21 protein-coding genes are annotated in these 24,529 nt (G+C 65.8%); 4 read left to right on the top strand and 17 right to left on the bottom strand.

All coding sequences use genetic code 11. The annotated features are described in order from the left end of the window. Nucleotides 1-139 precede the first annotated feature (139 nt). The 9 genes from JHD59_RS07235 to JHD59_RS07195 form a co-directional block, all read right to left on the bottom strand. The gene (locus JHD59_RS07235) at nt 140-709 is read right to left on the bottom strand and encodes an NTP transferase domain-containing protein (RefSeq protein WP_233163938.1); all 570 of its coding nucleotides are present in this window, start codon (nt 707-709) and stop codon (nt 140-142) included. Next, nucleotides 706-1,698 carry an XdhC family protein gene (locus JHD59_RS07230; RefSeq protein ID WP_199153747.1) on the bottom strand — a complete coding sequence of 331 codons (993 nt, stop codon included), beginning with the start codon at nt 1,696-1,698 and terminating at the stop codon, nt 706-708. The genes JHD59_RS07235 and JHD59_RS07230 overlap by 4 nt, the downstream gene beginning before the upstream one ends. Before the next feature lie 7 nt (nt 1,699-1,705). Then, nucleotides 1,706-2,251 carry a hypothetical protein gene (locus JHD59_RS07225; protein WP_199153746.1) on the bottom strand — a complete coding sequence of 182 codons (546 nt, stop codon included), beginning with the start codon at nt 2,249-2,251 and terminating at the stop codon, nt 1,706-1,708. 10 nt (nt 2,252-2,261) lie between these two features. Beyond that, nucleotides 2,262-4,430 carry a xanthine dehydrogenase family protein molybdopterin-binding subunit gene (locus JHD59_RS07220; RefSeq protein ID WP_199153745.1) on the bottom strand — a complete coding sequence of 723 codons (2,169 nt, stop codon included), beginning with the start codon at nt 4,428-4,430 and terminating at the stop codon, nt 2,262-2,264. Between the two features lie 10 nt (nt 4,431-4,440). After that, complete coding sequence (locus tag JHD59_RS07215; RefSeq protein ID WP_071109402.1) at nt 4,441-4,893, bottom strand: (2Fe-2S)-binding protein; 453 nt, start codon at nt 4,891-4,893, stop codon at nt 4,441-4,443. Nucleotides 4,894-5,015: 122 nt separating this feature from the next. Then, the gene (locus JHD59_RS07210; RefSeq protein ID WP_199153744.1) at nt 5,016-6,833 is read right to left on the bottom strand and encodes a DUF1302 family protein; all 1,818 of its coding nucleotides are present in this window, start codon (nt 6,831-6,833) and stop codon (nt 5,016-5,018) included. Between the two features lie 71 nt (nt 6,834-6,904). After that, a complete protein-coding gene (locus JHD59_RS07205; RefSeq protein ID WP_199153743.1) occupies nt 6,905-8,140 on the bottom strand; it encodes a DUF1615 domain-containing protein in 1,236 nt (411 codons plus the stop codon). 60 nt (nt 8,141-8,200) lie between these two features. Next, nucleotides 8,201-8,902, bottom strand: coding sequence for an ABC transporter substrate-binding protein (locus JHD59_RS07200; protein WP_103319753.1), 702 nt, complete (start codon nt 8,900-8,902; stop codon nt 8,201-8,203). A gap of 90 nt (nt 8,903-8,992) precedes the next feature. Next, nucleotides 8,993-10,312, bottom strand: a complete 1,320-nt coding sequence (locus JHD59_RS07195; RefSeq protein WP_199153742.1) for a sodium-dependent transporter — start codon at nt 10,310-10,312, stop codon at nt 8,993-8,995. 531 nt (nt 10,313-10,843) lie between these two features. Here JHD59_RS07195 and JHD59_RS07190 point away from each other — a divergent pair. After that, complete coding sequence (locus JHD59_RS07190; protein ID WP_199153741.1) at nt 10,844-11,779, top strand: PAS domain-containing protein; 936 nt, start codon at nt 10,844-10,846, stop codon at nt 11,777-11,779. A 74-nt stretch (nt 11,780-11,853) separates the two neighbouring features. Here JHD59_RS07190 and mpl read toward each other — a convergent pair whose 3' ends face one another. Next, complete coding sequence (gene mpl / locus JHD59_RS07185; RefSeq protein ID WP_199153740.1) at nt 11,854-13,224, bottom strand: UDP-N-acetylmuramate:L-alanyl-gamma-D-glutamyl-meso-diaminopimelate ligase; 1,371 nt, start codon at nt 13,222-13,224, stop codon at nt 11,854-11,856. Nucleotides 13,225-13,400: 176 nt separating this feature from the next. Here mpl and JHD59_RS07180 point away from each other — a divergent pair, with 176 nt between their 5' ends. The 3 genes from JHD59_RS07180 to JHD59_RS07170 all read left to right on the top strand — a co-directional run bounded on the left by JHD59_RS07180 (nt 13,401) and on the right by JHD59_RS07170 (nt 17,754). Further along, nucleotides 13,401-15,101: a sensor histidine kinase gene (locus JHD59_RS07180; RefSeq protein ID WP_199153739.1), complete on the top strand. Its 1,701-nt coding sequence runs from the start codon at nt 13,401-13,403 to the stop codon at nt 15,099-15,101. Then, nucleotides 15,095-15,814 (top strand): two-component system response regulator BtsR, encoded by a 720-nt coding sequence (btsR, locus tag JHD59_RS07175; protein ID WP_199153738.1) that lies wholly within the window; start codon nt 15,095-15,097, stop codon nt 15,812-15,814. Before JHD59_RS07180 ends, btsR begins: the two co-directional genes overlap by 7 nt. Before the next feature lie 131 nt (nt 15,815-15,945). Beyond that, nucleotides 15,946-17,754: a carbon starvation protein A gene (locus JHD59_RS07170; protein ID WP_103319741.1), complete on the top strand. Its 1,809-nt coding sequence runs from the start codon at nt 15,946-15,948 to the stop codon at nt 17,752-17,754. 68 nt (nt 17,755-17,822) lie between these two features. Here JHD59_RS07170 and JHD59_RS07165 read toward each other — a convergent pair whose 3' ends face one another. The 7 genes from JHD59_RS07165 to JHD59_RS07135 form a co-directional block, all read right to left on the bottom strand. After that, nucleotides 17,823-19,232, bottom strand: coding sequence for a sodium:proton antiporter (locus tag JHD59_RS07165; RefSeq protein WP_199153737.1), 1,410 nt, complete (start codon nt 19,230-19,232; stop codon nt 17,823-17,825). A 257-nt stretch (nt 19,233-19,489) separates the two neighbouring features. After that, nucleotides 19,490-19,879 carry a lactoylglutathione lyase gene (gloA, locus tag JHD59_RS07160; RefSeq protein ID WP_043621258.1) on the bottom strand — a complete coding sequence of 130 codons (390 nt, stop codon included), beginning with the start codon at nt 19,877-19,879 and terminating at the stop codon, nt 19,490-19,492. Between the two features lie 16 nt (nt 19,880-19,895). Beyond that, entirely contained in the window at nt 19,896-20,606 is a 711-nt protein-coding gene (locus tag JHD59_RS07155) for a M48 family metallopeptidase (protein WP_233163932.1), read from the bottom strand. After that, nucleotides 20,566-21,342 (bottom strand): 1-acyl-sn-glycerol-3-phosphate acyltransferase, encoded by a 777-nt coding sequence (locus tag JHD59_RS07150; RefSeq protein WP_199153736.1) that lies wholly within the window; start codon nt 21,340-21,342, stop codon nt 20,566-20,568. The genes JHD59_RS07155 and JHD59_RS07150 overlap by 41 nt, the downstream gene beginning before the upstream one ends. Nucleotides 21,343-21,358: 16 nt before the next feature. Beyond that, nucleotides 21,359-21,898 carry a D-glycero-beta-D-manno-heptose 1,7-bisphosphate 7-phosphatase gene (gene gmhB, locus JHD59_RS07145; protein ID WP_043621266.1) on the bottom strand — a complete coding sequence of 180 codons (540 nt, stop codon included), beginning with the start codon at nt 21,896-21,898 and terminating at the stop codon, nt 21,359-21,361. Nucleotides 21,899-22,009: 111 nt separating this feature from the next. Continuing rightward, nucleotides 22,010-24,070 carry a glycine--tRNA ligase subunit beta gene (glyS, locus tag JHD59_RS07140; protein WP_199153735.1) on the bottom strand — a complete coding sequence of 687 codons (2,061 nt, stop codon included), beginning with the start codon at nt 24,068-24,070 and terminating at the stop codon, nt 22,010-22,012. A 15-nt stretch (nt 24,071-24,085) separates the two neighbouring features. Then, complete coding sequence (locus JHD59_RS07135) at nt 24,086-24,508, bottom strand: surface-adhesin E family protein (protein ID WP_103319730.1); 423 nt, start codon at nt 24,506-24,508, stop codon at nt 24,086-24,088. Between the last annotated feature and the right edge of the window lie 21 nt (nt 24,509-24,529).

The following is a 24,529-nucleotide window of genomic DNA, read 5'->3' as shown; positions in this document are numbered from 1 at the left end:
ACATTGCCTTTGGCTGAACGTCGCCCCGCTGCACGTCCGCAATTTTCCCCGAGGCCATGCGCGCTTACGCTCATACGACATTGCGGCATCACAGCAACTTCACTGAGCGACCCGGTCCGGGAGGGGGCTAGCAAAATCGTCAACCGGCGCGCTGCAAATCGTCCGCCGTATCGATATCCAGCAAGATGCCGGGATCATCCAGATCCAGCCGCAAGGCCTGGCTCCAGTCCAGCGCGTCGCGCGCGCCGATATCGCCGCTCAGGTCCAGCAAACCGGGCAAGCAGGCCGCGGGCAGGCCGCGCGGATGGCCAGGACTGCCGTCGTGGCACGGCAGCACCAGCCGGCCTTGCCACAAGGCCGCCGCCACCTGGCTCACGGTATGCGGCCGGACGCCAGGCATGTCGCCCAGGCCCAACACCACGCCGCGGCAATCCGGCAAGGACAGCGCCCAAGCCACGCCGCAAGCCAGGGAATGGCCCATGCCCGCGCGGTTCAGCGCGCACGGCAAAGGCCGCGCGCCCAACTGCTCGCACAAGGCCAAGCCAAACGCATCGTCCTCCGGCAGCACCAGCCCCACCTCCCCCACTTGGCCGATGAAGGCGCCGACGCTGGCCTCCAGCAGCGAGCGGCCATCCGGCAGCAAGGCCTGGCGCTTGTCCGATCCGAAGCGGCTGCCGCTGCCGGCCGCCAACACCAGTCCGGCGATCATGCTCGACACGCCTGCGGCGCCTCGGCGGCCGCTGCGCGCTGCCAGGCGCTGCGGCTGGCGACCAGATCCGCCGCGATGGATACCGCAATCTCCGCCGGCGTGCGCGAACCTATCGCTAGTCCAACCGGACCATGCAGCCTATCCAGCTGCGCTGGCGTCAGGCCGAAATGCTCGGCCAGGCGGGCCTTGCGCTTCAGCGTGGTTGTGGCCGACCCCAGCGCGCCGACATACTGGCACGGCAGCTTCAGCGCCTCCATCAGCGCCAGGTCGTCCAGCTTGGGATCATGCGTCACCGCCACCACCGCGGCGTATTGGTCGCAAGCGAAGGCCAGCACCAGATCGTCCGGCATCTCGGCCGACAGCGGGACATCCGGCAAAGGCCAATCCTGGCGGTACTCCTCGCGCGGCTCGCACACCGTCACCGCGTAGTCCAGCGTGACGGCGATCTGCGCCAGATAACGGCCCAACTCCGACGCGCCTATGATCAGCAAGCGCCAGCGCGCGCCGTGCCGCACGCTGAAACCCGTCTCGTCCTCGACGAATGCCGCATCCGGCCCCGATTCGGCCAAGCTGGCCGAGCCGTCGCCGTAACGGACATGGCGCCACAGCGGGCGCCGCGCGCGGACCGCCTGCAGCAGGGCCGCCAGCTGCGCGGCGTCCGGCGCGCACTCCACCGCCACCCGCAGGCTGTTGCCGCACGGCAGGCGATAGCGCTGGCGCTCCTCCACGCTGACGCCGAAGCTGCGCACCCGCACCGCAGGACCGCCATCGAAGAAACCGCCGCCGGCGATCTCGCGCCGCAGATCGTCCTCGACGCAACCGCCGGACACCGAGCCGAAAATCGCGCCGTCGTCGCGAATCAGCGCCATCGATCCCGGCGGCCTTGGACTCGCGCCATAGGTGCCCAGCACCGTCAGCAAGGCGGCGCGCCGGCCGCTTTCCAGCCAGGCCAAGGCCTGGGTCAGCACGTCCTCATCGTTGCCGCGCATCGCCGCCTCACTTCGGGCAATAAGCGCCGTTGCCGGCCCACCGCCGCACCGCGTCGTGAAAGTCCGCCTGCGACAACGGCGGCAGCGTGCGGTTGCCGCCGGGATGCCAGGCCCATTGCACCAGCGGATCGGCTGTCATGTGCGCCACCAGCGCCGCCGTATCGCGGTTGCCGTTAGCTTGCGTGTCCACCAGCTTGCGGCACATCTGGCCGGCGCTGAGCCCTTCCCAGCCCATGCTCAGCGGCGCCAGATGCCAATTGGGCGCGCCCGGCACCAGGCCGTCGGCGGAGTTGGCGGCCTGGTGGCAGGCGAAGCACATCAGCGTCGGCGCGCCCATATTGTCCGCGCCGCGCTGAATCAATTGCGCATGCGGATGGCGGTCGTCGCCCTGGCGCGGAAAATTGGTGACGGTATGGCAGTTCAGGCAGCGCGGCGACTGCAGCACCTTGGCCACCTCGCCGAAGGCCTGGCGCGAAGCCGCGGGATCGTCGGCCGCCGATGCGGCAAATGGCAGCAAGGCCGCCAGCGCGAGGAGTCGGAATACAGTTTTCATGCCCATCTCCTCACACCGCTACGTAGCCGTGCCGGCTCAAGGGCAGCGCGCGCAGGCGCTTGCCGCTGGCGGCGTGAATGGCGTTGGCCAGCGCCGCCGCCGTCGGCGCGCTGCCGGGCTCGCCGGTGCCGCCAGGCGCCTCCTCGCTGGCGATGATGGACACGTCCACCTTGGGCGCCTGGAACATCCTGACCAGCGGATAGCCATCGAAATTCTTCTGCTCCACCGCGCCGTCCTTGAAGGTGATTTCCCCGAACAAGGCCGCGGACAGCGCAAACACGATGCCGCCCTGCATCTGCGCCGCCACCTGGTCCGGATTGATCACTACGCCGCAATCGACCGCGCACCACACATGCTCCACCTTCAACTGCTTGCCCTTGACCGATACCTCCACCACTTGGCCGATATAGGAGCCGAAAGACGGGTGGACGGCGACGCCCAGGCCATGCCCCTTGGGCAGCTTGCGTCCCCAGCCGGCCATGCGCGCAGCCTCGCGCAGCACGCCCTGCTCGCGCGGCGCGCCCGAGAGCAGCGCCAGCCGGTAGGCCACCGGGTCCTGCCGCGCCAGCAAAGCCAGCTCATCGATGAAGCACTCTTTGGAGAACGCGCTGTGCGAATGGCCGACGGAACGCCACCACAACACCGGCAATGCGGACTTCGGGGTATGCAGGTCCAGTTGCAGCGCCGGAACGGCATAGGCCATGCCCACCGTGCCTTCTACCGACGTCGCGTCTATGCCGTCCTTGACCAGGGCGGATTCAAACGGCGTGCCGGCGATAATGGACTGGCCGACGCCGGTCTGCAGCCAGGCCACCGGCTTGCCGCGGGCGTCGATGCCGCCGCGCACCCTATCCAGCCACATCGGCCGGTAGTACGCCCCCGCCAGATCGTCGTCGCGGGTCCACACCAGTTTGATCGGCACGCCCTGGCCGTGGCGCTTGGCCACCTCCACCGCCTCGCGCAGCCAGTCCGAGCCCACCGGCACGGCCCGCCGGCCAAAGCCGCCGCCCAGCAGCATGGTGTGCAGCGTTACCTGCTCCGGCTTCAGCCCCGTCATGCCGGCGGCGAGGCCGGCGTCTATGGTCTGCGACTGGGTGCCGCTCCAGATTTCGATGCCGTCCGGTTTCAGCCAGACCACGCAATTGAGCGGTTCCATCGGCGAATGCGACAGGTACGGCACCTCGTACCAGGCGTCCAGCTTCTTCGCCGCGCCCTTCAACGCCGCCTCGGCATCGCCGGCGCGGCGGTACACCTGGCCGGGACGCGCCGCCAGCGCGCGGTATTGCTCGCGCAATTTGGTGGAATCCAGCCCGCCGTTGGGTCCGGGCTCCCACTCCGCCTGCAGCAGGTCGCGCGCCTTCTTGGCCGGCCAGAAGCCATCGGCCAGCACCGCCACGCCATTGCTGACGGCGAACACCGCCTTGACGCCGGGCACCGCACGCGCCGCGTCGGCGTTGAAATGCTTGGGTTTGCCGCCATAGCTCGGGCAGCGCAGAATCAGCGCCGTCAGCATGCCCGGCAGCCGCACATCCATGGCAAACTGCGCGCTGCCGTCCAGTTTTTCCGGGCCATCCAGCCTGTGCACGCGGGTGCCCAGCAGCTTCCAGCGATGGCGCGGCTTCAAGGCTATGGTGTCCGGCACCGGCAGCTTGGCGGCGGCCTCGCTCAGTTCGCCGAACCCCAAACTGGCCGCGTTGGCGTTGTTGAACACCCGGCCGTTTTCAGCGCGGCATTGCGTCGCCGGCACGCCCCAGCGCTGCGCGGCGGCGGCAATCAGCATGTCGCGCGCGGCGGCGCCTATCTTGCGGTACTGGTCATAGCTGCTGATGGTGCTGGTGCTACCGCCGGTCAGCTGGATATGGAATACCGTGTGGCCATAGATGGCGCCCAGCGGCGCCGATACCACCTTCACCCGGCTCCAGTCGCACTCCAGCTCCTCGGCGATCAGCATCGCCAGCGAGGTGTAGATGCCCTGGCCCATTTCCGACTTGTTGCTGACGATGGTGACGCTGCCGTCGCGTTCGATGCGGATGAAGGCATTCGGCGACGGGATCGCCGGCGCGGCCTCAGCGGCCTGGGCGAAGCGGCCGCTTTCCTGCAGCGCAAAGCTCAGGCACAACAGCCCGCCGGCGGCGCCGGTTTTCAGAAAGGCGCGCCGGGACAAACGGGTAGTGGTCATCGCGGTTCTCCTACAGCAGCTTGGCGGCGGCATGAATGGCCGCGCGGATGCGCGGATAGGTGCCGCAGCGGCACAGATTGCCGCTCATCGCCTGATCGATATCCTGATCCGAAGGATGCGGGTTGGCGCTGAGCAGCGCGGTGGCCGCCAGCACCTGCCCGCTCTGGCAATAGCCGCACTGCACCACGTCCAGCTCCTGCCAGGCCTGCTTGACCGCCTTGGCCACCTTGTCGTCATTGCCTTCGACGGTGGTAAGGCTGTCGTCGGCCGCCAGCGTGGACAGCGGCGTCACGCAGGCGCGGATCGGCAGCCCGTTTTTCAGCACCGTACAGGCGCCGCACAAGGCAGCGCCGCAGCCGAACTTGGCGCCGGTCAGCCCCAGCTCGTCGCGCAGCGCCCACAAAAGCGGCGTGTCCGGGCTGGAGTGGACCTCCACCTGTTTGCCATTGATGGTTAGCTTCATTCTGTCCTCCCGTGCGCAAGCCGGATGCGTAGCGGAGCCGCCGCCGCGGCTATCCATGCCGGCCGTTGAATCACTATAGATAGAAAGTCTCGGCTAGCAGACAAACTCCGACACAGACAGGGTCAGAAGCGGGTTTTGACGCTGAGCGACAGCGTGCTGCGGTCCTGCAGCAGGTTGTAACCCCCGCCGCCGGTCCGGACATAGCGCAGATCCAGCCAGCTGTCTTTGCTCCAGGCCAGGCCAAGCCCGAGCGCCGCAGCGCGGCGGCCGGCGGAAAACTGCCCATCGTCGGAATACCCCACCGCGTCATAGGCGTAGGACAGATACGGCTGCCACTCCCAACTGCCGGGCGAGGGCCGAAAGCGGTTCTGGTACTTCACGCGCCAGCCCCAGGCGGTGGGCGTGACAAAGCCTTTCAGCGCGCAAGTGTCGGCGTCGTTGGAACAGGCGGGATAGGCCTCGCTCGGCGCCATGCCGAATCCCATGCGGCCATAGCGCATCACCGACGGATCGGGCAGGCCGCTGACCTGGCGCAGTGCGAACTGCGCCTCCAGCATCGCGTGTCCGCCCAGCGCGGCAGGCAGCGGCTGCCGCGCGCTGGCCAGCCATTGGCCGACCCGGAACGCGTCATAGCCGCGCATGACGCTGCCGGCAGGCAGGTGGTTCAGATAAGCCAACGGCCCGATGCCGGCCAGCGCGCCGTTCAGAAAATCCGTGCCGTTCCAGGCCAACGCCCGGTTGGGCTGCAGGCTGTACTCCAGATAGAGCCGCGCGCCGTTTTCGCTCTCCCGCGTCAGGTTGACCGCTAGCAGGCGGCGATTGGGCAAAAAGGCCTCGCGGTATTCGCCTGCCGGGGCGACCGGCACCTGTTCGCCTCCCGGTCCTGGCGCGGTCAACACCGTGCCGGGGCCGGTCTTCACCACCTGGATCAGCGGGCTGCGGCTGGTGAAATCGGCGTAAAACAGGCCTAGCGTGCCGGCCTGCGGCAGCTGGTAATGCCAGCCCAGGCCATACTGGCCGTTGCCCGGCCGCGCATCATCGGCCCGAGGGATGTAATCCAGCGGATTGGCCAGCGACTGCTGATCGGAGGTCTGCACCGGTTTTTTGTCCAGCAGCGTCAGCAGGCCGCCGTTCAGCGTCAGCTTGTCGCAACCGGGTTGGATATAGTCGTTGATGGAGTAGAAGGTGCCGCAGCCGGGGTAGCCGTTGGAGCGGAAGGCGAACTGGTAAAAACCGTCCAGGCTGAGCCGGCTGTTGGCCTGCCATTGGCCGTACAGCGCCGGCGCCGGCACATTGGCGGACTCCCCCGCCGCGCTGGCGCGCAATGTGGCCGGGTAATCCACCGCATTGACCTGCTGCAGGCCGCCGGCGTAGGCGGTGGGCGTGGCCCAGGGGATCACCTGCTGCCCCAGCCGCCATTGCAGCGGCTGCTGCGCCAGATTGAAGCGGCCGTAGACATAGGCGTCGTCCAGCGCCACATTGCCGAAGCGGCTGAGCGGAGCGAAGCCGGCCTGCCCCAGCGGCCCCGGCTGATAGCCATTGACCACGTTGCCATGCGGCACCGACTCATCGGCCAGCGCTTGGTCATACCAGCCCTTGGCGCTCAGCAAGACGCCGTAGCCGCCATGATCGAGCCGCAATTGCAGATAGGCGTCCACGCTGCGCGATACGGTGTCGCCCTTGCCGTAATTGAGGTCGCCGTCATTGCGGGTCGCCATGCCAGCGCCGCTGGTCAGCCTGGCGGCAGGGCTGTCGGCGCGCCAGATATTGCCCACGCCGAACGCGCCCTGCCACTTGGCGGTCCAGCCGCCGCCGAGCGCGGCATCCACGCCATCTCCCAGGCCGCTGGCCCGGTCGCCGAACACGATCTCTCCGGCCAGACAGGCCGACGCCGATCCCAGCGCCAGGCCCGCCGGCACCACCCACCACCACGCTCGCACGCGCCCGTCTCCCGTTCAGGCATCCGTCTCAGGATAGCCCATGCGGCGCCGGGGAGACGGGCGTCGGCGGATCAGCCGCCGCGCGCCAGGCAGCGCTGGTAGCGGCCGTCCACCCGGCGCGCGAACCACTCGGTGGTGAGCTTGTGGGTGAACTTGGGACTGACCAGCACGATCTGCGGAATGATCTCGCGCGGCGCCGCGGGGCCGGCCAGGGCGAACACTTTTTGGTACAGCGGGGTCTGGGCGAAGCCGGACAGCTTTTCCTGCTTCAGATCGCGCAGCATGTCGGCGTCGCTCATGCCCAAGCGTCCCGCCATGCCCTGCAGCGCGCGCTGGGTGTCGCTGGTGGCGCCGGACAGCACGCGGTTCATCTTGTCGCTGTACAGCATGATGTCGCCGTCCAGCGCCAGCTTGCGGCCGGACAGCCGGGCCACCGCCTGCTGGAAGGCCGCGTTGCGGCTGGCGTAGCGGCCGGCGTTGTAGTCGGCGAAACGGTACACCATGTCATGGTAAGGCGCCGGGTATTGCAGCAGGATGGCGGTGCCGAAGTAGACGCTGCCGCGGCGGGTGAACACCTCGTCGCGCAGGCTGGAATAGGTGTAGGGATACGGCCAGGCGCGGACGTGGGTCTCGGCGAAGGCCACGCTGACCTGCATCGGCCCGCCGTCGCGGATGGGATTCTTGTGCTCGAAGATGGTCTGGCCAAACGGCAGCTCGCGCACCATATCCTCGTACAGCGCGTTCATCTCGCGCTTGGTGCGCAAGGCGTCCACGCGCTGCTTGAAGGTGCGGCCGTCCGGCGAGGTCTTGCTCATCGCCGCGTCCACCACAAACTGCGGAATCAGATATTTCTGCCGGCGCTGCTCGATCTCTCCCCAGACGATCTTGGACAGATTGGGCACCACCGGGTCCGGACTGAAGCCGGACTCCTGCTCCGCCACCGCCAGCACCGCGCAGAAGAACTGCGGCGTGTACGGGATTTTCAGATGGCTGAACGCGCCCATGATGTCGTTGGTCCAGCCTTTGCGGTCCGGGATGCCGGGCGGCAGCAAACGGTCCAGCAAGGCGCGGCCCTGGCTTTCGGCGATGGCCGGCGGCGGCTGCACCGGTTTGACCACTGGCCTGGCTGCAACGGAAGCCGCAACTGGCGCGGAGGCCGCTGGCGGCGGCAGCTCAACCGCCGGAGCGGAGGCCGGCTCGATAGGCGCCGCGACGGGCGCGGATACGGTGGGAGACTTGGGCGGCGTGGCGCAGGCGGCGACGAGCAAACTGCCTGCCAACAGGGTCAGACGGGCTTTCAACGGCATCTCGCAAACGGGCAAAAGCCAGAGTGTAGCCCAGCGCGCGCCATCGGAACATGCCGGGCGTCAACGCAAGCGGTACTTATGAATGCTGCCATCCTCATGTATGGAGACAATGGCCCGATTGATGCTGGCCAACGCTTCGTCTCCAACCTCATGGTTGCAGGCAAAGGCGATATCGCTTTTCTCCACCACGATCGCCACCTTGGGCGGCGGCATGTCCAGCCGCGACGACACCGAGGCCACGCCAACATCCGTCATGGCCCACAAATCCAGCCGTCCCAGCTGCAGCTTGCGCAAACCGGTGAGATAGTCGGCGCTTTCCTCAGGCTGGAAGCCCAGCTGCCGCAGACGGTCGGCCACCATGCTGCCGCGCAGCGCGCCGATTCTTAGCCTCTTCGCCCCCTCCAGGCTGGGCCATTGCCTATCATCTCCGCTTTTCGCCATCAGTACGATTTGAATAGGCAGAATGGCCACGCTCCACTTGAACATCGGCCGCAGATCAGGCATCTGTGCGATAGGCATGCAAGAGTCGGCCTGCTGCCGCACCAGCAGCATGGCGCGGGCCTGCGGATAAAACTCATAAGCAAACGGAATGCCGGAGCGGCGGGATATCTCCCGCATGAGTTCTATCGCGCCCCCGCCCTGTGTTTTGCCATTGGCGCCCGGCTCCATGATGCCTGGCACCGGCACCAGCAACATGCGCAAGGACTCGGCATGGCCGGGCAAGGCCAGCAAGCCCAGCAGCAACCCCCACCATCGTTTCATGCCGCCTCCCGCAGACATGACTCAGGTTCAACGATAGCAAAACGGGAGGCTCACGCCTCCCGTCTGTTGCCTTGGACTTCTAGCCTGGGATCAGAAACCGCTGATCAGAATCCAACCTATCAAGGCCGGCGCCAGCGCCATGCAGAAACCGCGCATCGCCATCATCGCGCGCGGCGAACAGGCCGAGGCCAGCTCACCGCGCACTACCGGCCAGACCTTCCAGCCGACGAACAGCGCCAGCAGCAGCTCGCCCAGCGGCATCAGCAGCTTGGAGGTGACGAAATCCAGCAGATCGAAGAAATTCATCCCGAACAGCTGGTAATCGCCCCATACGCCCAGCGACAGCGAAGCCGGAATGCCCAGCAGGAAGGTGGCGGCCGCCATGCCGCAAGCGGCGGCGCGGCGCGACAGACCCATTTCATCGATGGCGAAGCTGGTGATGACTTCCAGCAGCGACACCGACGAGGTCAGCGCCGCCAGCAGCAACAGGCAGAAGAACATCACGGCGAACAGCTGGCCCAGCGGCAGGTGGGCAAACACCGCCGGCATGGTGATGAAAGTGAGGCCAGGGCCGGCCGACGGATCGAAACCGAAGGCGAACACGGCCGGCAACACCATCAAGCCCGCCAGGAAGCAGGTGGCCACCGTCAGCAGGATCACCCACAGCGCGGACCCCACCAGATTGGACTCGCGGCCGACATAAGAGCCGTAGGTGATCATGATGCCCAGTCCCAGCGACAAGGAGAAAAAGGCCAGGCCCAGCGCATCCATCAGCATCGCGCCGCTGAGCTTGGAAAAGTCCGGCGCCACGAAATAGGCCAAGCCATCCATCGCGCCCGGCAAGGTCAGGCCGCGGACGATCAGCAGCAGCATCAGGGCGAACAGCGCCGGCATCAGAAACTTGGACAGCTTCTCGATGCCCTGTTGCACCCCGCCCACCACCACGGCCAACGTCAGCAGCGCGAAACCCGCGTGATAGGCCAGCGGCAGCGACGGGTGGCTGATGAAGCCGCCGAAGATGTCGCCCAGCGCCTTGGCGTCGGAGGTCAGGATGCTGCCGTCCAGCGATTTGCCGATGTAGGCGATGGTCCAACCGCCGACTACGCTGTAGAACGACAGAATCAGGAAGCACACCAGCACGCCCATATAGCCGATCACCGGCCAGAAGCCGCCGGCCAGCTTGCGGAACGAGCCGACTGCGCCGGCGTTGGCGGCGCGTCCCAACGCCATCTCCGACAGCATCAGCACCAGGCCCAGCGTCAGGCAAATGCCCAGGTAAACGAACAGAAACGCGCCGCCGCCATTGGTGGCGGCCACATAAGGGAACTTCCAGATGGCGCCCAGCCCGATGGCCGAGCCGGCCGCCGCGAGTATGAAACCGAGGCGCGAGCCCCATTGAGATCTAGCCATGTTTGAATCTTCTTTGTCGTATTGCTGTTATTGAAGGTGCTTGCCATGCCTGCATGGGCCGGCGAAAACATCGCGCGGGGAGCAGACATGGCGGCCGCCGCGCAAGGCGGACGGCAGGGTCTTCCGGCAGCGGCCCCATTGAGGCTGCCGCGGAAAGGGATGACCGGACTCGCTGCGCCATCCCGCGCGCCGATGCGGCGGCGGACAAGACGCTGGCAGGTCCAATCCGGGAGAGGGAATCGTTGGTTGAACGACACTACTGCTGCGCCGGGGGTGGTGGCGCCGCGCAGTCCTCTAGATGTATCCTGGATACGTTTCAAAATGTAACAACGATTGCGGACAGTTTCTACTATTTCGCCAACCGACCCTGCAAATTACCCGGCCAGCATGCCGATGCGGGCGTCGACAACACATTGCGTCCGTGAAATCGCCGCTTTCAGCGAATAAACTAAGTAGAAGAACTTAGCCCGCGACGGCATCATCCGGCGCGCGGCTATGACACGCCTGTTTGCCACGGATGGGGGAACAGCCATGACCGCTTTGCAGACGCTGCAGCCCCTGATCGACACGGTGCAGGGGTGCCTGGTGCTGTCCTCGCCGGACGATGGCCGCATCGTTTCCGCCAACCAGTTGGCCAGCATCCTGCTGGCTTGCCCGCACGACGAGTTGCTGGACCGCTCGATGTACGACTTCCTGCCCCACCCCGCCGACGCCGACGCCATCCGCCAGGATCTGGACGCGCACAGCATGATCTACAACCGCGGCATGCAGCTGCGCACGGTCAACGGCCGCCACTTCGACGTCCAGCTCTCGGTGCGCAAGGTCAGCCTGAACGATGCCGCGATGCTGGTATTCAGCTTCTCCGACCGCACCGAGGCCAAGGTGATGAGCCAGTTGCTGGACTATGAGCGCCAGTTGGTGCAGCGCTCGCTGAATATCGTCAAGACGCTGAAAGAGGAAGGCAGCCAGAGCCAGGACGAAGACAGGCTGACCGGCGTGGCCGGCATGCACCGGATGATGGCCGCCGCCCATGCCGAAACCAGCCGCGTGCTGCGTTACGGCGGCACGCTGTCCATCCTGGCGCTGGTTTTGGTCAATGCCCCGGACATGGTGCCAAGGGAGGACGACGGCTCGGCCTACAATCATCTGCTGCGGCTGGCCGCCAGCCTGTGCCTGCAAAGCATACGGGACAGCGACCTGGTGGCGCGCCGCGACGACAATACCTTGATCATCCTGCTGCCCAGCACCGACATGAACGGCGCCAGCGAACTGGCGCGCCGGCTGATTACCTCTCTGCGCCAGCTGACCTTTCTGTATCAGGGCGAGGAACACCAGGCGGCGGCCTGCGTCGGGCTCAGCGAGCTGCGGCCGGACGAGGCCGGCCCCAAGCCCATGCTGGAGCGGCTGGAATATGCGCTGCAAAAAGCGCAGGAAGGCGGCGCCAACTACATCATCCGCCTGCCTTGATCCGTTTCGTCAGCGGAAATGAAAAACGCCGATGATCGATCATCGGCGTTTCTGTTGCGTGCGGGCGGACCCGATCAGGCCAGCTTATCCAGCAGCTTCTGGTGAATGCCGCCGAAACCGCCATTGCTCATCACCAGCACATGGTCGCCTGGCTTGGCCTCGGCGACGATGGCGCCGAGCAGCGCGTCAAAGTCCGCGAAGGTCTGCGCCTTGTCGCCCATGGGCTGCAAGGCGTCGGCCGGGTTCCAGTTCAGGCCGACGGCCGAGCAGAACACCTTGTCCGCCAGCGCCAGCGAGCTGGGCAAGGCGTCCTTCATGGTGCCCAGCTTCATGGTGTTGGAGCGCGGCTCCAGCACCGCCAGGATGCGCGCCGCGCCCACCTTGCGGCGCAGGCCTTCCAGCGTGGTGGCGATGGCCGTCGGGTGATGGGCGAAATCATCGTAGACGGTGACGCCGCCCGCCACGCCCTTCACTTCCATGCGGCGCTTGACGTTGGCGAAACGGGACAAGGCATCGATGGCGTCCTTGACCGCCACCCCGGCATGGCGCGCGGCGGCGATGGCGGCGACGGCATTCAGGCGGTTGTGCTCGCCCAGCAGCGCCCAGCGCACCGTGCCTTGCAGCTTGCCTTCCAGCCATACGTCGAAGCCGCCATCGTCATGCAAAGCGCCCAGCTGCCAGCCGGCGTCCACGCCGAAGCGCTCCGTCGGCGTCCAACAGCCGCGCGCCAGCACGCGGTCCAGATTGGCCTCTCGGCCATTGCTGACGATGCGGCCGTTGCCGGGAATGGTGCGCACCAGATGGTGGAACTGGGTCTCGATGGCGGCCAGATCGGCGAAGATGTCGGCGTGGTCGAATTCCAGATTGTTCAGAATCGCGGTGCGCGGACGATAATGGACGAACTTGGAGCGCTTGTCGAAGAAGGCGGTGTCGTACTCGTCGGCCTCGATCACGAAGAAGGGACTGACGCTGGCAGGGTCCAGCGCCGGCTTGCCCGGCAGGCGCGCCGACACGCCGAAGTTTTCCGGAATGCCGCCGATCAGAAAGCCCGGCGCCAGGCCGGCGTCTTCCAGTATCCAGGCCAGCATGGAGCTGGTGGTGGTCTTGCCGTGGGTGCCGGCCACCGCCAGCACCCATTTGTCCTGCAGCACGTTCTCCGCCAGCCACTGCGGGCCGGAGATATACGGCAGGCCGCGATTGAGGATTTCCTCCATCAAGGGCTTGCCGCGCGTCACCACATTGCCGATCACGTACACATCCGGATTCAGGTCCACCTGTTCCGCGCCGAAGCCCTGCACCAGCTCAATGCCCATCGCCTCCAGCTGGGTGCTCATCGGCGGGTAGACGTTGGCGTCGCAGCCGGTGACTTTGTGGCCGGCCTGTTTGGCGATGGCGGCGATGCCGCCCATGAAGGTACCGCAGATACCCAGAATGTGGATGTGCATATCGGTTCAGCAGGGAAAACGTCGAAAGCGCAAGGATACCGGAAAGCGTGGCGCCCCGTCACCGCCGCCCGGCGCTGCCGCTCAAGCGCGCCTGCACCGTCCACCCTTGCGCCAGGACAAAGTGGCGCCGCGGGATAGCCCGCTAAACTGTTCACATCCAAACCAAAATCACGCCCATGCTTGTCGAACTGTCCCTGGTGCTATCGCTGCTGCAGCAGATGTGCGTCTACTTAGTGATCGCCTACCTGCTGTCCAAGACGCCGCTGTTCATGCCCCTGACCCAGGTCACGCTGCGGCTGCCGCACCGGCTGGCCTGTTACGTGGTGTTCTCGATGTTCTGCATCATGGGCACCTATTTCGGCCTGCACATCGACGACTCCATCGCCAACACCCGCGCCATCGGCGCGGTGCTGGGCGGCATGCTGGGCGGGCCGTGGGTGGGGCTGGCCGTGGGCTTCACCGGCGGCCTGCACCGCTACTCGCTGGGCGGCCTCACCGCCGGCGCCTGCATGGTCTCCACCATGGTGGAAGGGCTGCTGGGCGGGCTGGTTCATTTGTATCTGGTGAGAAAGGGCAAACGGGCCAAACTGTTCGACCCGCTGGTGGTGGCGCTGACGGCGCTGGCCGCCGAAGTGTGCCAGATGGCCATCCTGCTGGCGCTGGTCCGCCCGTTTCATGCGGCCGAGCATCTGGTGGAAAGCATCGCGCTGCCGATGATGATCGCCAACACGCTGGGCGCCGGCATGTTCATGCGCATCCTGTTGGACCGCCGCGCGCTGGCCACGCAATACTCCACCACCTTCTCCAGCAAGGCGCTGCGGATCGCTGCTCGCGCCGAGGGCATTCTGCGCCAGGGCTTCAACCGCGAGAACAGCATGACCGTCGCCCGCATCCTGTATGAGGAGTTGGGCGTCGGAGCCGTGGCCATCACCGACCGCGAACATCTGCTCGCCTTCATCGGCATAGGCGACGACCACCACAAGCCCGGCACCGCCATCACCTCGCCGCACACCCACCGCGCCATCGAACACAATCAGGTGGTGTACGCCGACGGCGAGGAAGTGCCCTATCGCTGCTCCCTGCATCCGCAATGCAAGCTGGCGTCGTCGCTGGTGATTCCGCTGCGCGGCGAAGACGAGCGGGTGATCGGCACCATCAAGCTGTACGAGCCGCGCAACAAGCTGATCTCCCACATCAATCTGACCCTGGGCGAAGGCATCGCCCGCCTGCTGTCCAGCCAGATCCTGCAAGGCCGCTACGACCAGCAGAAGCAGCTGCTGGCGCAGACCGAGATCAAGCTGCTGCACGCCCAGGTCAATCCGCACTTCCTGTTCAACGCGCTGAACACGCTGTCGGCGGTGATCCGCCGCAACCCGGAGCACGCGCGCCAGCTGGTGCAATATCTGTCCACCTTTTTCCGCAAGAACCTGAAGCGCTCCAGCGAGGTGGCGACGCTGGCGGACGAGATCGAACATGTCAGCGCCTATCTGCACATCGAAGAGGCGCGTTTCGCCGGGCGGCTGCATGTGGATATCGAGTTGGCGGAGGACGCCCGCCAGGTGCAGCTGCCGGCCTTCTCGCTGCAACCCATCGTGGAAAACGCCATCAAACACGGCACCTCGCAGTTATTGGAGCCCGGCCGCATCCGCATTGGCGCGCGTTGCGCCGACGGCGCGCTGCGGGTGACGGTGGAGGACAACGCCGGCCTGTACGCGCCGGCCGGACCCAGCGACGGCATGGGCATGTCGCTGGTGGACCGCCGCATCCGCGCCCGTCACGGCGCCGGCTACGGCGTCTCGGTGGAATGCCAGCCGGAGGCCTATACCCGTGTCACGCTGACGGTGCCCTGCCCTTGCCCCGGAGAACAAGCATGCTGAAGACCCTGCTGGTGGACGATGAACCGCTGGCGCGCGACGAACTGCGCCAGCTCCTCGCGGCGCATGCCGGCTTCGAGATCGTCGGCGAATGCGGCAACGCCATCGAGGCCATCGCCTTCATCCACCGCCGGCAGCCGGACGTGGTGTTTCTGGACATCCAGATGCCGCGCGTCAGCGGTCTGGAAATGCTGGCCATGCTGGACCCGGACAAGATGCCGCGCGTGGTGTTCGTCACCGCCTTCGACGACTACGCCATCCAGGCCTTCGAGGAACATGCCTTCGATTACCTGCTGAAGCCGGTGGACCCCGAGCGGCTGGCCAAGACCATAGGCCGGCTCCAACGCGAGGCCGCGCCGCGCGCGCTGGACGGCCTGCCGCTGGCGCCGCTGGAGCTGGTGCCCTGCCACGGCGTCAACCGCATCGCCCTGCTCAGGCTGGACGAAGTGGAGTTTGTCTCCTCGCGCGTCAGCGGCGTGTTCGTGCAGGCCGCCGATGGACGCGAACACTTCACCGAACTGACGCTGCGCACCTTCGAGGAGCGCAGCCCGCTGTTCCGCTGCCATCGCCAGCATCTGGTCAATCTGCGCGCCATCCGCGAAATCCGCCTCGGGGACAATGGCGTGGCGGATATCGTGACCTTGGGCGGCCGCACGCTGCCGGTCAGCCGCCGCTTCCTCAAGCCGCTGAAGGAAGCGTTGGGGATTCCAGGCTGAAAGGCAGCGGCGCCGCTCGCCCCCCGTTTTCCCGCCGCTCGCGCCGCCAGGCTGCCGCTGGCGCAGCCGGCGCCCCAGACCCTTTCTTTAAAGGCGTAAGGTGAAGCCACTATTTCACCGGAGCCACGATCATGGATCACGCATTGACTTTTGTGATCGGCAGCCTGTGCATTCTTGCGATCTGCTACCGCCTGTACGGGGTATTCTTCACGCGCAAGGTGCTGGGCGTCGACGACAGCGCTGTCACCCCTTCCCATGAGCTGAAGGACGGCAAGGACTACGTGCCCACCAGCAAATGGGTGGCCTTCGGCGGCCACTTCGCCGCCATCGCCGCCGCCGGCCCCTTGGTGGGTCCGGTGCTGGCCGCCCAGTACGGCTACCTGCCCAGCATGCTGTGGCTGTTGATCGGCTGTGTCATCGGCGGCGCGGTGCACGACACCGTGGTGCTGTTCGCCTCGATGAAGCACCACGGCAAGTCGCTGTCGGAAGTGGCCAAGGCCGAGCTCGGTCCGCTGGCCGGCTGGTGCACCGGCCTGGCCATGCTGTTCATCATCACCATCACCATGGCCGGCCTGTCCATGGTGGTGGTGCATGCGCTGGAGCGCAACCCGTGGGGCGCCTTCGCCGTGTTCATGACCATCCCCATCGCCATCGGCGTCGGCCTGTGGGAACGCGTGACCGGCAGCATGAAGAATGCCAGCTACGTCGGCATCGCCGCCATCATGGCCTGTGTGTTCGCCGGTCCTTACATCCAGCACACCGCGCTGGGCGAATGGCTGTCGCTGAAGGCGTCTACCGTATCGCTGCTGCTGCCGATCTACGCCTTCTTCGCCACCGCGCTGCCGGTATGGATGCTGCTGACCCCGCGCGCCTGCCTGTCCAGCTTCATGAAGATCGGCGTGTTCGGCCTCCTGGTGGTCGGCGTGGTGTTCATCAACCCGCAAATCCAGTTCCCGGCTGTGACCCAGTTCATCCACGGCGGCGGCCCGGTGCTGTCCGGTCCGGTATGGCCCTTCATCTCCATCACCATCGCCTGCGGCGCGATTTCCGGCTTCCATGCCTTCATCGGCTCCGGCACCACGCCCAAGCAGATCGACAAGTGGAGCGACATCCTGCCGGTGGGCTTCGGCGCCATGCTGGCCGAATGCGTAGTCGGCGTGATGGCCTTGATCGCCGCCACCGCCTTGCATCCGGCTGATTACTTCGCCATCAACTCCGCGCCGGCCGTGTTCCACACCCTGGGCATGGACGTGGTGAATCTGCCCAAGCTGTCCGAGGAAATCGGCCTCGATCTGTACGGCCGTACCGGCGGCGCCGTGACCCTGGCCGTGGGCATGGCGGACATCTTCACCCGCATCCCGTGGTTCAGCAATCTGGCGTCCTACTTCTTCCAGTTCATGGTGATGTTCGAGGCCGTGTTCATCCTCACCGCCATCGATTCCGGCACCCGCGTCGCCCGCTATCTGATCCAGGACTTCGTCGGCGATCTGTGGGCGCCGCTGAAGCGCACCGATTGGATGCCCGGCGCGATCGGCGCTTCCATCGTGGCCTGCGTGATGTGGGGATACCTGCTGAACTCCGGCGACATCAACTCGGTGTGGGCGCTGTTCGGCGTGTCCAACCAGTTGATGGCCTCCATCGGCCTGATCATCGGCGCCACCATCATCCTGCGCCTGTCGCACAAGCGCAGCTATATGATGACCTGCCTGGTGCCGCTGGCCTACCTGTACGTCACCGTCAACTACGCCGGCTACTGGATGGTCAAAAACGTGTACCTGAACCCGGCCGCCAAGGGCTACAACCTGTTCAACGCCGGCATCTCCATCGTGATGCTGGCCCTGGGCCTGGTGATTCTGATCTCCGCCTGCCGCCGCTGGAAACAGCTGCTGAGCCGTCCGGCTCCGCAGCAGGAACTGAAGCCGGCGTTGTCTGAAGCCTGATTCTGATCAGCCAGCAAAAAGCCCGTCGCGATTGCGACGGGCTTTTTGTTTGGCACTGGCTGGGAGATCTAGAAGAACACCACCGTCAGCAGCACGAAGCACGGCAGCAGCACCGCGCCGGACCACATCATGTAGCCGAAGAAACCCGGCATCTTGACGTGGCGGTGCTCGGCGATGGCTTTGACCATGAAGTTAGGCGCATTGCCGATATAGGTCATCGCGCCCATGAACACCGCGCCCATGGAGATGGCCAACAGCGTATCGGCCAGCGGGCCCATCATGGTGGCGGCGTCGCCGGATGCCAGATTGAAGAACACCAGATAGGTCGGCGCGTTGTCCAGGAAGCTGGACAGGATGCCGGTCATCCAGAAGTACATGATCTCCAGCGGCTGGCTTTCCGGCCCGGACACCGCGTGCACCAGGCTGGCCAGTTGCCCGTGCTCGCCGGCGCGCAGGATGGCGATCACCGGGGCGATGGTGATGAAAATCCCGGCAAACAGCTTGCCCACTTCCAGAATCGGCAGCCAGTTGAACTCGTTGCCGGCGCGAACCTGTTTGGGCGTGATCCACAAGGAGGCGAAGGCCAGCAGCACTAGGATTCCGTCGCGCAGCAGGTTTTGCAGCTCCAGATGCGCGCCCGGCAGGTGGATGACGATGCCGGGCTTCCACAGGCCGGACATCAGCACCGCGGCCACCACGCCGGTCAGCAACCAGAAGTTGCGCTTGCCGTACAGCTTGAGCGGCTTGTCATGGCTGGTGTCCACCGGCTTCAGCGTGCCCTCTGCCGCTTCCTTGGCGTACATATGCCGATCCAGGAAGTAGAAGATCGTCAGCAGCAGGCCCGCCAACAGCAGCACCGGCAGCAGCATGTGCTGGAAGGTCCAGCCGAAGGTCACGCCCTTCAGGAAGCCCAGGAACAGCGGCGGATCGCCCAGCGGGGTCAGGCCGCCGCCGACATTGGCCACCAGGAAGATGAAAAACACCACGACATGCACATTGCGCTTGCGGCCCTCGTTGGCGCGCAGCAGCGGGCGGATCAGCAGCATCGCCGCGCCGGTGGTGCCCATGATGGAAGCCAGCACGGTGCCGATGGCCAGGATGGTGGTATTCAGCTTGGGCGAGCCGTGCAGCGAGCCCCATACCAGAATGCCGCCGGACACGGTGTACAGCGCGAACAGCAGCACGATGAAGGGAATGTATTCGGTGAACAGCGCGTGCAATACCAGTTCGCCGGTTTGCCCCAGGCCGAACATCACGGCGAACGGCAGCAGGAACAAGGCGGTCCAGCCGGCGGTGATCTTGCCGAAATGATGGTGCCACACGCCGGGCGCGAGCATCGGAAACAAGGCGATGGACAGCAGGATGCCGGCAAACGGCACCGCCCAACCCAGGCTCAGCGAGGCGCCATCCAGATCCGCTGCCTGGGCGACGGCGGGCAACAGCATGGCGCCCGCCAGGGTAATCAGTTTATTTTTCATCAGTCCTTCCCGCGGGCATGGCCCGTAGATAAAAACGCAGCGCGAAGCTGCCAGAGCATTCCCGGTTGTGCTTGTCGGCACAGGCCGGGCTTCCGGGTGCCGGCCTGTGCGTGTCGCAAGTCCTGCCAGACGCGCGAAAACTTGGAGTGGCTGACAAAAACCCGCAAAGCGCCGGAGGCAAAACGCGCCGCCTGAGCCCGCACACGCAAGTACGGCCAGGCGGCGCAACGCGGCACCAGGATTTTTGTCAGCCGCGCTTAGCGGCTACCCTTTTGGATGAACTCGATCTTGTAACCATCCGGGTCCTCGATGAAGGCAATCACGGTGGTGCCGTGCTTCATCGGGCCGGCCTCGCGGGTGACCTTGCCGCCCTTGGCGCGCGCCATGTCACAGGCGGCATAGGCATCTTCCACTTCGATGGCGATGTGGCCATAGCCGTTGCCCAGCTCGTAGGATTCGGTGTCCCAGTTATGGGTCAGCTCCAGCACGGTGTGATCGGCCTCGTCGCCATAGCCGACGAAGGCCAGCGTGAAACGGCCCTCCGGAAAATCGGAACGGCGCAGCAGTTTCATGCCGAGTACTTCCTGATAGAACGATATCGAGCGTTCAAGGTTCCCGACGCGCAACATGGTGTGGAGCATTCTCATGACAAAATCCTCAAAATCAGCCAAAGGCAAACAACTCGCCGCCATGCTGTCGCAGCCAGCGGCGAGACTCGCGCCAGCCTGAGCAAAGACGCTCGGTCTCAGCCCAGAACGCCGGCGAGTGATTCATGTGTTCCAGATGAGCCAGTTCGTGGGCGATGACGTAATCGACCACCGCCAACGGGGCCTGCGCCAGCCGCCAATTCAGGCGGATGCCGCCTTCCGCGCTGCAGCTGCCCCAGCGCGTGCGCGCGGAAGACAGCTGCAATCGGCTCGGTTTGCGGCGGCAACGCGCCGCCAGCAGGGAGAGGCGGCCGGGAAACAGTATCGCCGCCTCGCGTTTCAGATATTTGGCCAGCACGGCCTTCAGCGCCTCGGCGTCGCCTTCTGCCACGCCGGCCACCAGCAGGACGTCGCCGTCGCGCCGCACCGTCTTGCGGCCGCCGCCGATCAGGCGCAAGCCCAGCGCCTCGCCCAGCAGCGTCAGCCGGCTCAGATCGTCGCTCTTGGCCAGTTGGCTGCGCTGGCGCAGCACATGGCCGACGATCCAGTCGTGGCGCTGCCGCAGCACCTGATGCAGACGCTCCTGGCTGACGCCGGGCGCGGCAATCAGCTCGACCACGCCGTCGCGCACCCGTATGCCTATGCTCTGACGCGTCCGCCGCGTCAGCAGCACCGGCACGTCGCCGTCAGGCAGAGGCAGGCGATGCCAGACGCTGGCGTTTTTCATCGGGATCGGCAAACGGACCGACGCCGCCGATTTCGCGCTGGCGGGCTTCGATCCAGGCCTCGGCTTCGGCCATCATGGATTCGGGGCCGACGCTTTCGGACGGACGGATGGCAGGGCCCACCACCACGGTGACCTCGCCCGGATATTTCAGAAAAGCGTTGCGCGGCCAGAATTCGCCAGCGTTATGGGCCACCGGCACCATGGGCATGTCGAACTGCTTGGCCATGCGCGCCGCGCCCAGCTTGTACTTGCCGATGCGGCCCGGCTTGGTGCGGGTGCCCTCCGGGAACACGGTGATCCAAAAGCCGTGGCGCTTGCGTTCCAGCCCCTGCTCCAGCAAACGCTGATTGGCGCGGGAGCGGTCCGAGCGGTTGATCATGATCGGGTTCATCAACACCAGGCCCCAGCCGAACAGCGGTATCCAGGCCAGCTCGCGCTTGGCCACATACACCTGCCACGGGAAGATTTTTTGCAGCGCCAGCGTTTCCCAGCCCGATTGATGCTTGGAGCAGATCACCGACGGCTCCGTCGGGATGTTTTCGCTTCCCAGCACCTTGTATTTCAGGCCGATAACGTGCTCCAGCATCCACAGCAAGGTCAGCGCCCAGCTGACGCCGAATACGTGGCGCGCGCGGCGCGGCAGCGGCGCGGCCAGCAGCAATAGACAGAAAAACAGCGGCGTAATGACGATGAGAACCAGCCAGTACAGCAGGTTGCGTATCAAAAGACTGATCATGCTTGCAGTATCTACCTCAGTGATGATTGATCAGATGCTCGGCGGCATCGTACAAATCGTTGAACACCAGGGTGTTTTCCGGCAGCTTGCCGGCCGCCAGCGTCTTGACGCCCTTGCCGGTCTTCACCAGCATGGGCTGGCCGCCGACCGCGGCGATCGCTTCCAGATCGCGCAGGCTGTCGCCGATCAGCGGCAAGCCTTCCAGCTTGACGTTGAAGCGCTCGGCGATCTCCAGCACCATGCCCGGCAGCGGCTTGCGGCATTCGCAGCCGTGGTCCGCCGCGTGCGGACAGAACACCACCGCGTCGATGCGGCCGCCCGCCTGCCCCACCAGCCGGTGCATTTTCTCGTGCATGGCGTTCAAGGCGTGCATGTCGAACAGGCCGCGGCCGATGCCGGACTGGTTGGTGGCCACCACCACGCGCCAGCCCGACTGGGTCAGATTGGCGATGGCTTCCAGGCTATGCTCGATCGGCACCCATTCCACGCTGTTCTTGACGAAATCGTCGCGATCCTGATTGATCACGCCGTCCCGGTCCAGAATGACTAGCTTCACGGTTTCTCCAATGAGTAGGGCGGAAGCCCCGCCGGGGCGTTCCGCCGTTTGCACGCTTTCCGACTGGCGGCTTGGCGGAACGCCCGGCATGGCCGGGCTTCCGCCCTACGCTTACTCCGCCAGCAGCGAGATGTCCGCCACGCGGTTGAACAAGGCGGCCAGGCGAGCCAGCAGCGCGATGCGGTTGGCGCGGACCTGGGCGTCCTCGGCCATCACCATCACGCCGTCGAAGAAGGCGTCCACCGGCGCCTTCAGGCTGGACAGCTGCGCCAGCGCGCCGGCGAAGTCGTGGGCGGCGAACTTGGCCTCCACCGCCGGCGCCAGCTCCTGCACTGCGGCGTAGAGCGCCTGTTCGGCGGCTTCCTGCAGCAGCGCGGGATTGACCTCACCAATGCCGCCTTCGGCCTTCTTCAGGATGTTGTTGACGCGCTTGTTGGCGGCGGCCAGCGCGGCCGCTTCCGGCAGCGCCTTGAACTGCGCCACGGCGGCCAGCACGGCGCGCACTTCGTGGATGCGGCTGGGCGCCAGGGCCAGCACGGCGTCGATCTCGTCGCCCTTGCAATCGGCGGCGAGGAAGTTCTTCAGGCGGTCCATCATGAAGCCGAACACCTCGTCGGCCACCGTGGAGGACAGCTTGCCTTCGGGGAAGGCGGTGGCCACGATGGCCAGCAGCTGCTTCAGGTCCAGGTCCGCTTCCAGCGCCATCCGCACCACGCCCAGCGCGGCGCGGCGCAGCGCGAACGGATCTTTATCGCCGGTCGGGATCAGGCCGATGCCCCAGATGCCGACGATGGTTTCCAGCTTGTCGGCCAGCGCCACGGCGGTGGCGATCTTGCCTGCCGGCAGCGTGTCGCCGGCGAAACGCGGGTGGTAGTGTCCCTCGATGGCGGCGGCCACATCGGCGTGCTCGCCGTCGTGCAGGGCGTAGTACATGCCCATGATGCCCTGCAGCTCCGGGAATTCGCCGACCATGTCGGTCACCAGGTCGGCCTTGGCCAGGTAGGCGGCGCGGGCGGCCAGGGCGGTGTCAGCGCCCAGCTCGCGGGCGATGGCGCCGGCGATGCTCTGCAGGCGTTCCACGCGCTCCAGCTGGGTGCCGATCTTGTTGTGGTACACCACATTGGCCAGACGCGGCAGGCGGCTGTCCAGGCGATGTTTCTTGTCCTGCTCGAAGAAGAACTTGGCGTCGGACAGGCGGGCGCGCAGCACGCGCTCGTTGCCGCCGACCACGAAAGACGGATCCTGCGGCGCGATATTGGACACCAGCAGGAAGCGGTTCATCAGCTTGCCGTTCTTGTCCAGCAGCGGGAAATACTTCTGGTTTTGCTGCATGGTCAGGATCAGGCATTCCTGCGGCACTTGCAGGAACTCGGCCTCGAAGCCGGCTTCCAGCACCACCGGCCATTCCACCAGCGCCGTCACCTCATCGAACAGCGCGTCCGGGGCGGCGATGGTGGCGCCGAGCCGGGCGGCGGCCTCGGCCAGCTTGTGGCCGATCAGCTCGCGGCGGGCGGCGAAGCTGGCGATGACCTTGCCCGCTTCATGCAGGGTGCGGGCGTAATCGTCGGCGTGGGCAACCAACACCTCGCCCTGCGACAAGAAACGGTGGCCGCGGGTGGCGTTGCCGCTCTTGAGGCCCAGCACTTCGCCGGCGATGACCTTGTCGCCATGCAGCATGATCAGGCCATGCGCCGGACGGACGAATTGCACGTCGGAATCGCCCCAGCGCATCAGCTTGGGCGCCGGCAGCTTCTTCAGCGCCAGCGCTACCACGTCGGCCAGCACGGCGGACAGCGCTTCGCCGGTCTTGGTGCTGGAATAGGCGTACACATCCTGCTTGCCGTTGTTGACGATGGAGAGTTCGGACACATCCACGCCGCAGGAGCGGGCAAAGCCGGCCAGGGCCGGGGTCGGCTGGCCATCTTTCATGCCGGCGGCCACGGCCGGACCTTGGCGAGTGATGTGCTGGTCCGGCTGCACGGCCAGCACGCCGGGCAGCTGCACCGCCAGGCGGCGCGGCGAGGCGTACACCACCGGCTCGACATCGGCGGCGGCGAACTGCGCCTTCTTCAGTTCTTCGGAGATGGTCTGGGCGAAGCTCGCAGCCAGACGCGGCAGGGCCTTGGGCGGCAGCTCCTCGGTCAGGAGTTCGATCAGCAGGGTTGCGTTCATTCTCTTCGATTTCAATTATTGGGAGGCGTTTCCCGCCGCGTCACAGATCACCTTCATCATGGCGTGGGCGACGGAATCCTCGTTCACCGGCTGCCACTTCCAGGCATAGCGCGGCACCGGGAACATCGTGGAAAACAGGTGCTTGTTGTTCTGGTCGAAATACTCGGAACCGACAAACACATACTGGTACTGCTTGCAATCGGCGTAGCCTGTGGTGCGGCGGATGTAGTAGTGAAGCTTGTACGGCTTCTCGTAGCGCTGTTTGGCGAAACGCTCCTGGTTGATGAAGTGCACCAGTCCGTCTTTGCCCAGCCATAGCGAGTTGCCGTCCACCGCCAGCTGCAGCTGGCTGCCATCCTGATACACCACCCAATCGGCGGGCGACTCAGCCCAGACCGGCAGGCTAGCCAGGAACAAGGTTGCAGCGCAGGCTTTCATCTTCACTCTCCTAGTTGATCA

The organism is Chromobacterium sp. ASV23, from assembly GCF_016428945.1.
GTDB classification, from domain to species: domain Bacteria; phylum Pseudomonadota; class Gammaproteobacteria; order Burkholderiales; family Chromobacteriaceae; genus Chromobacterium; species Chromobacterium sinusclupearum.
The sequence above is the reverse complement of the archived record's forward strand: the minus strand, read 5'-3'. Positions and strand labels throughout refer to the sequence as shown.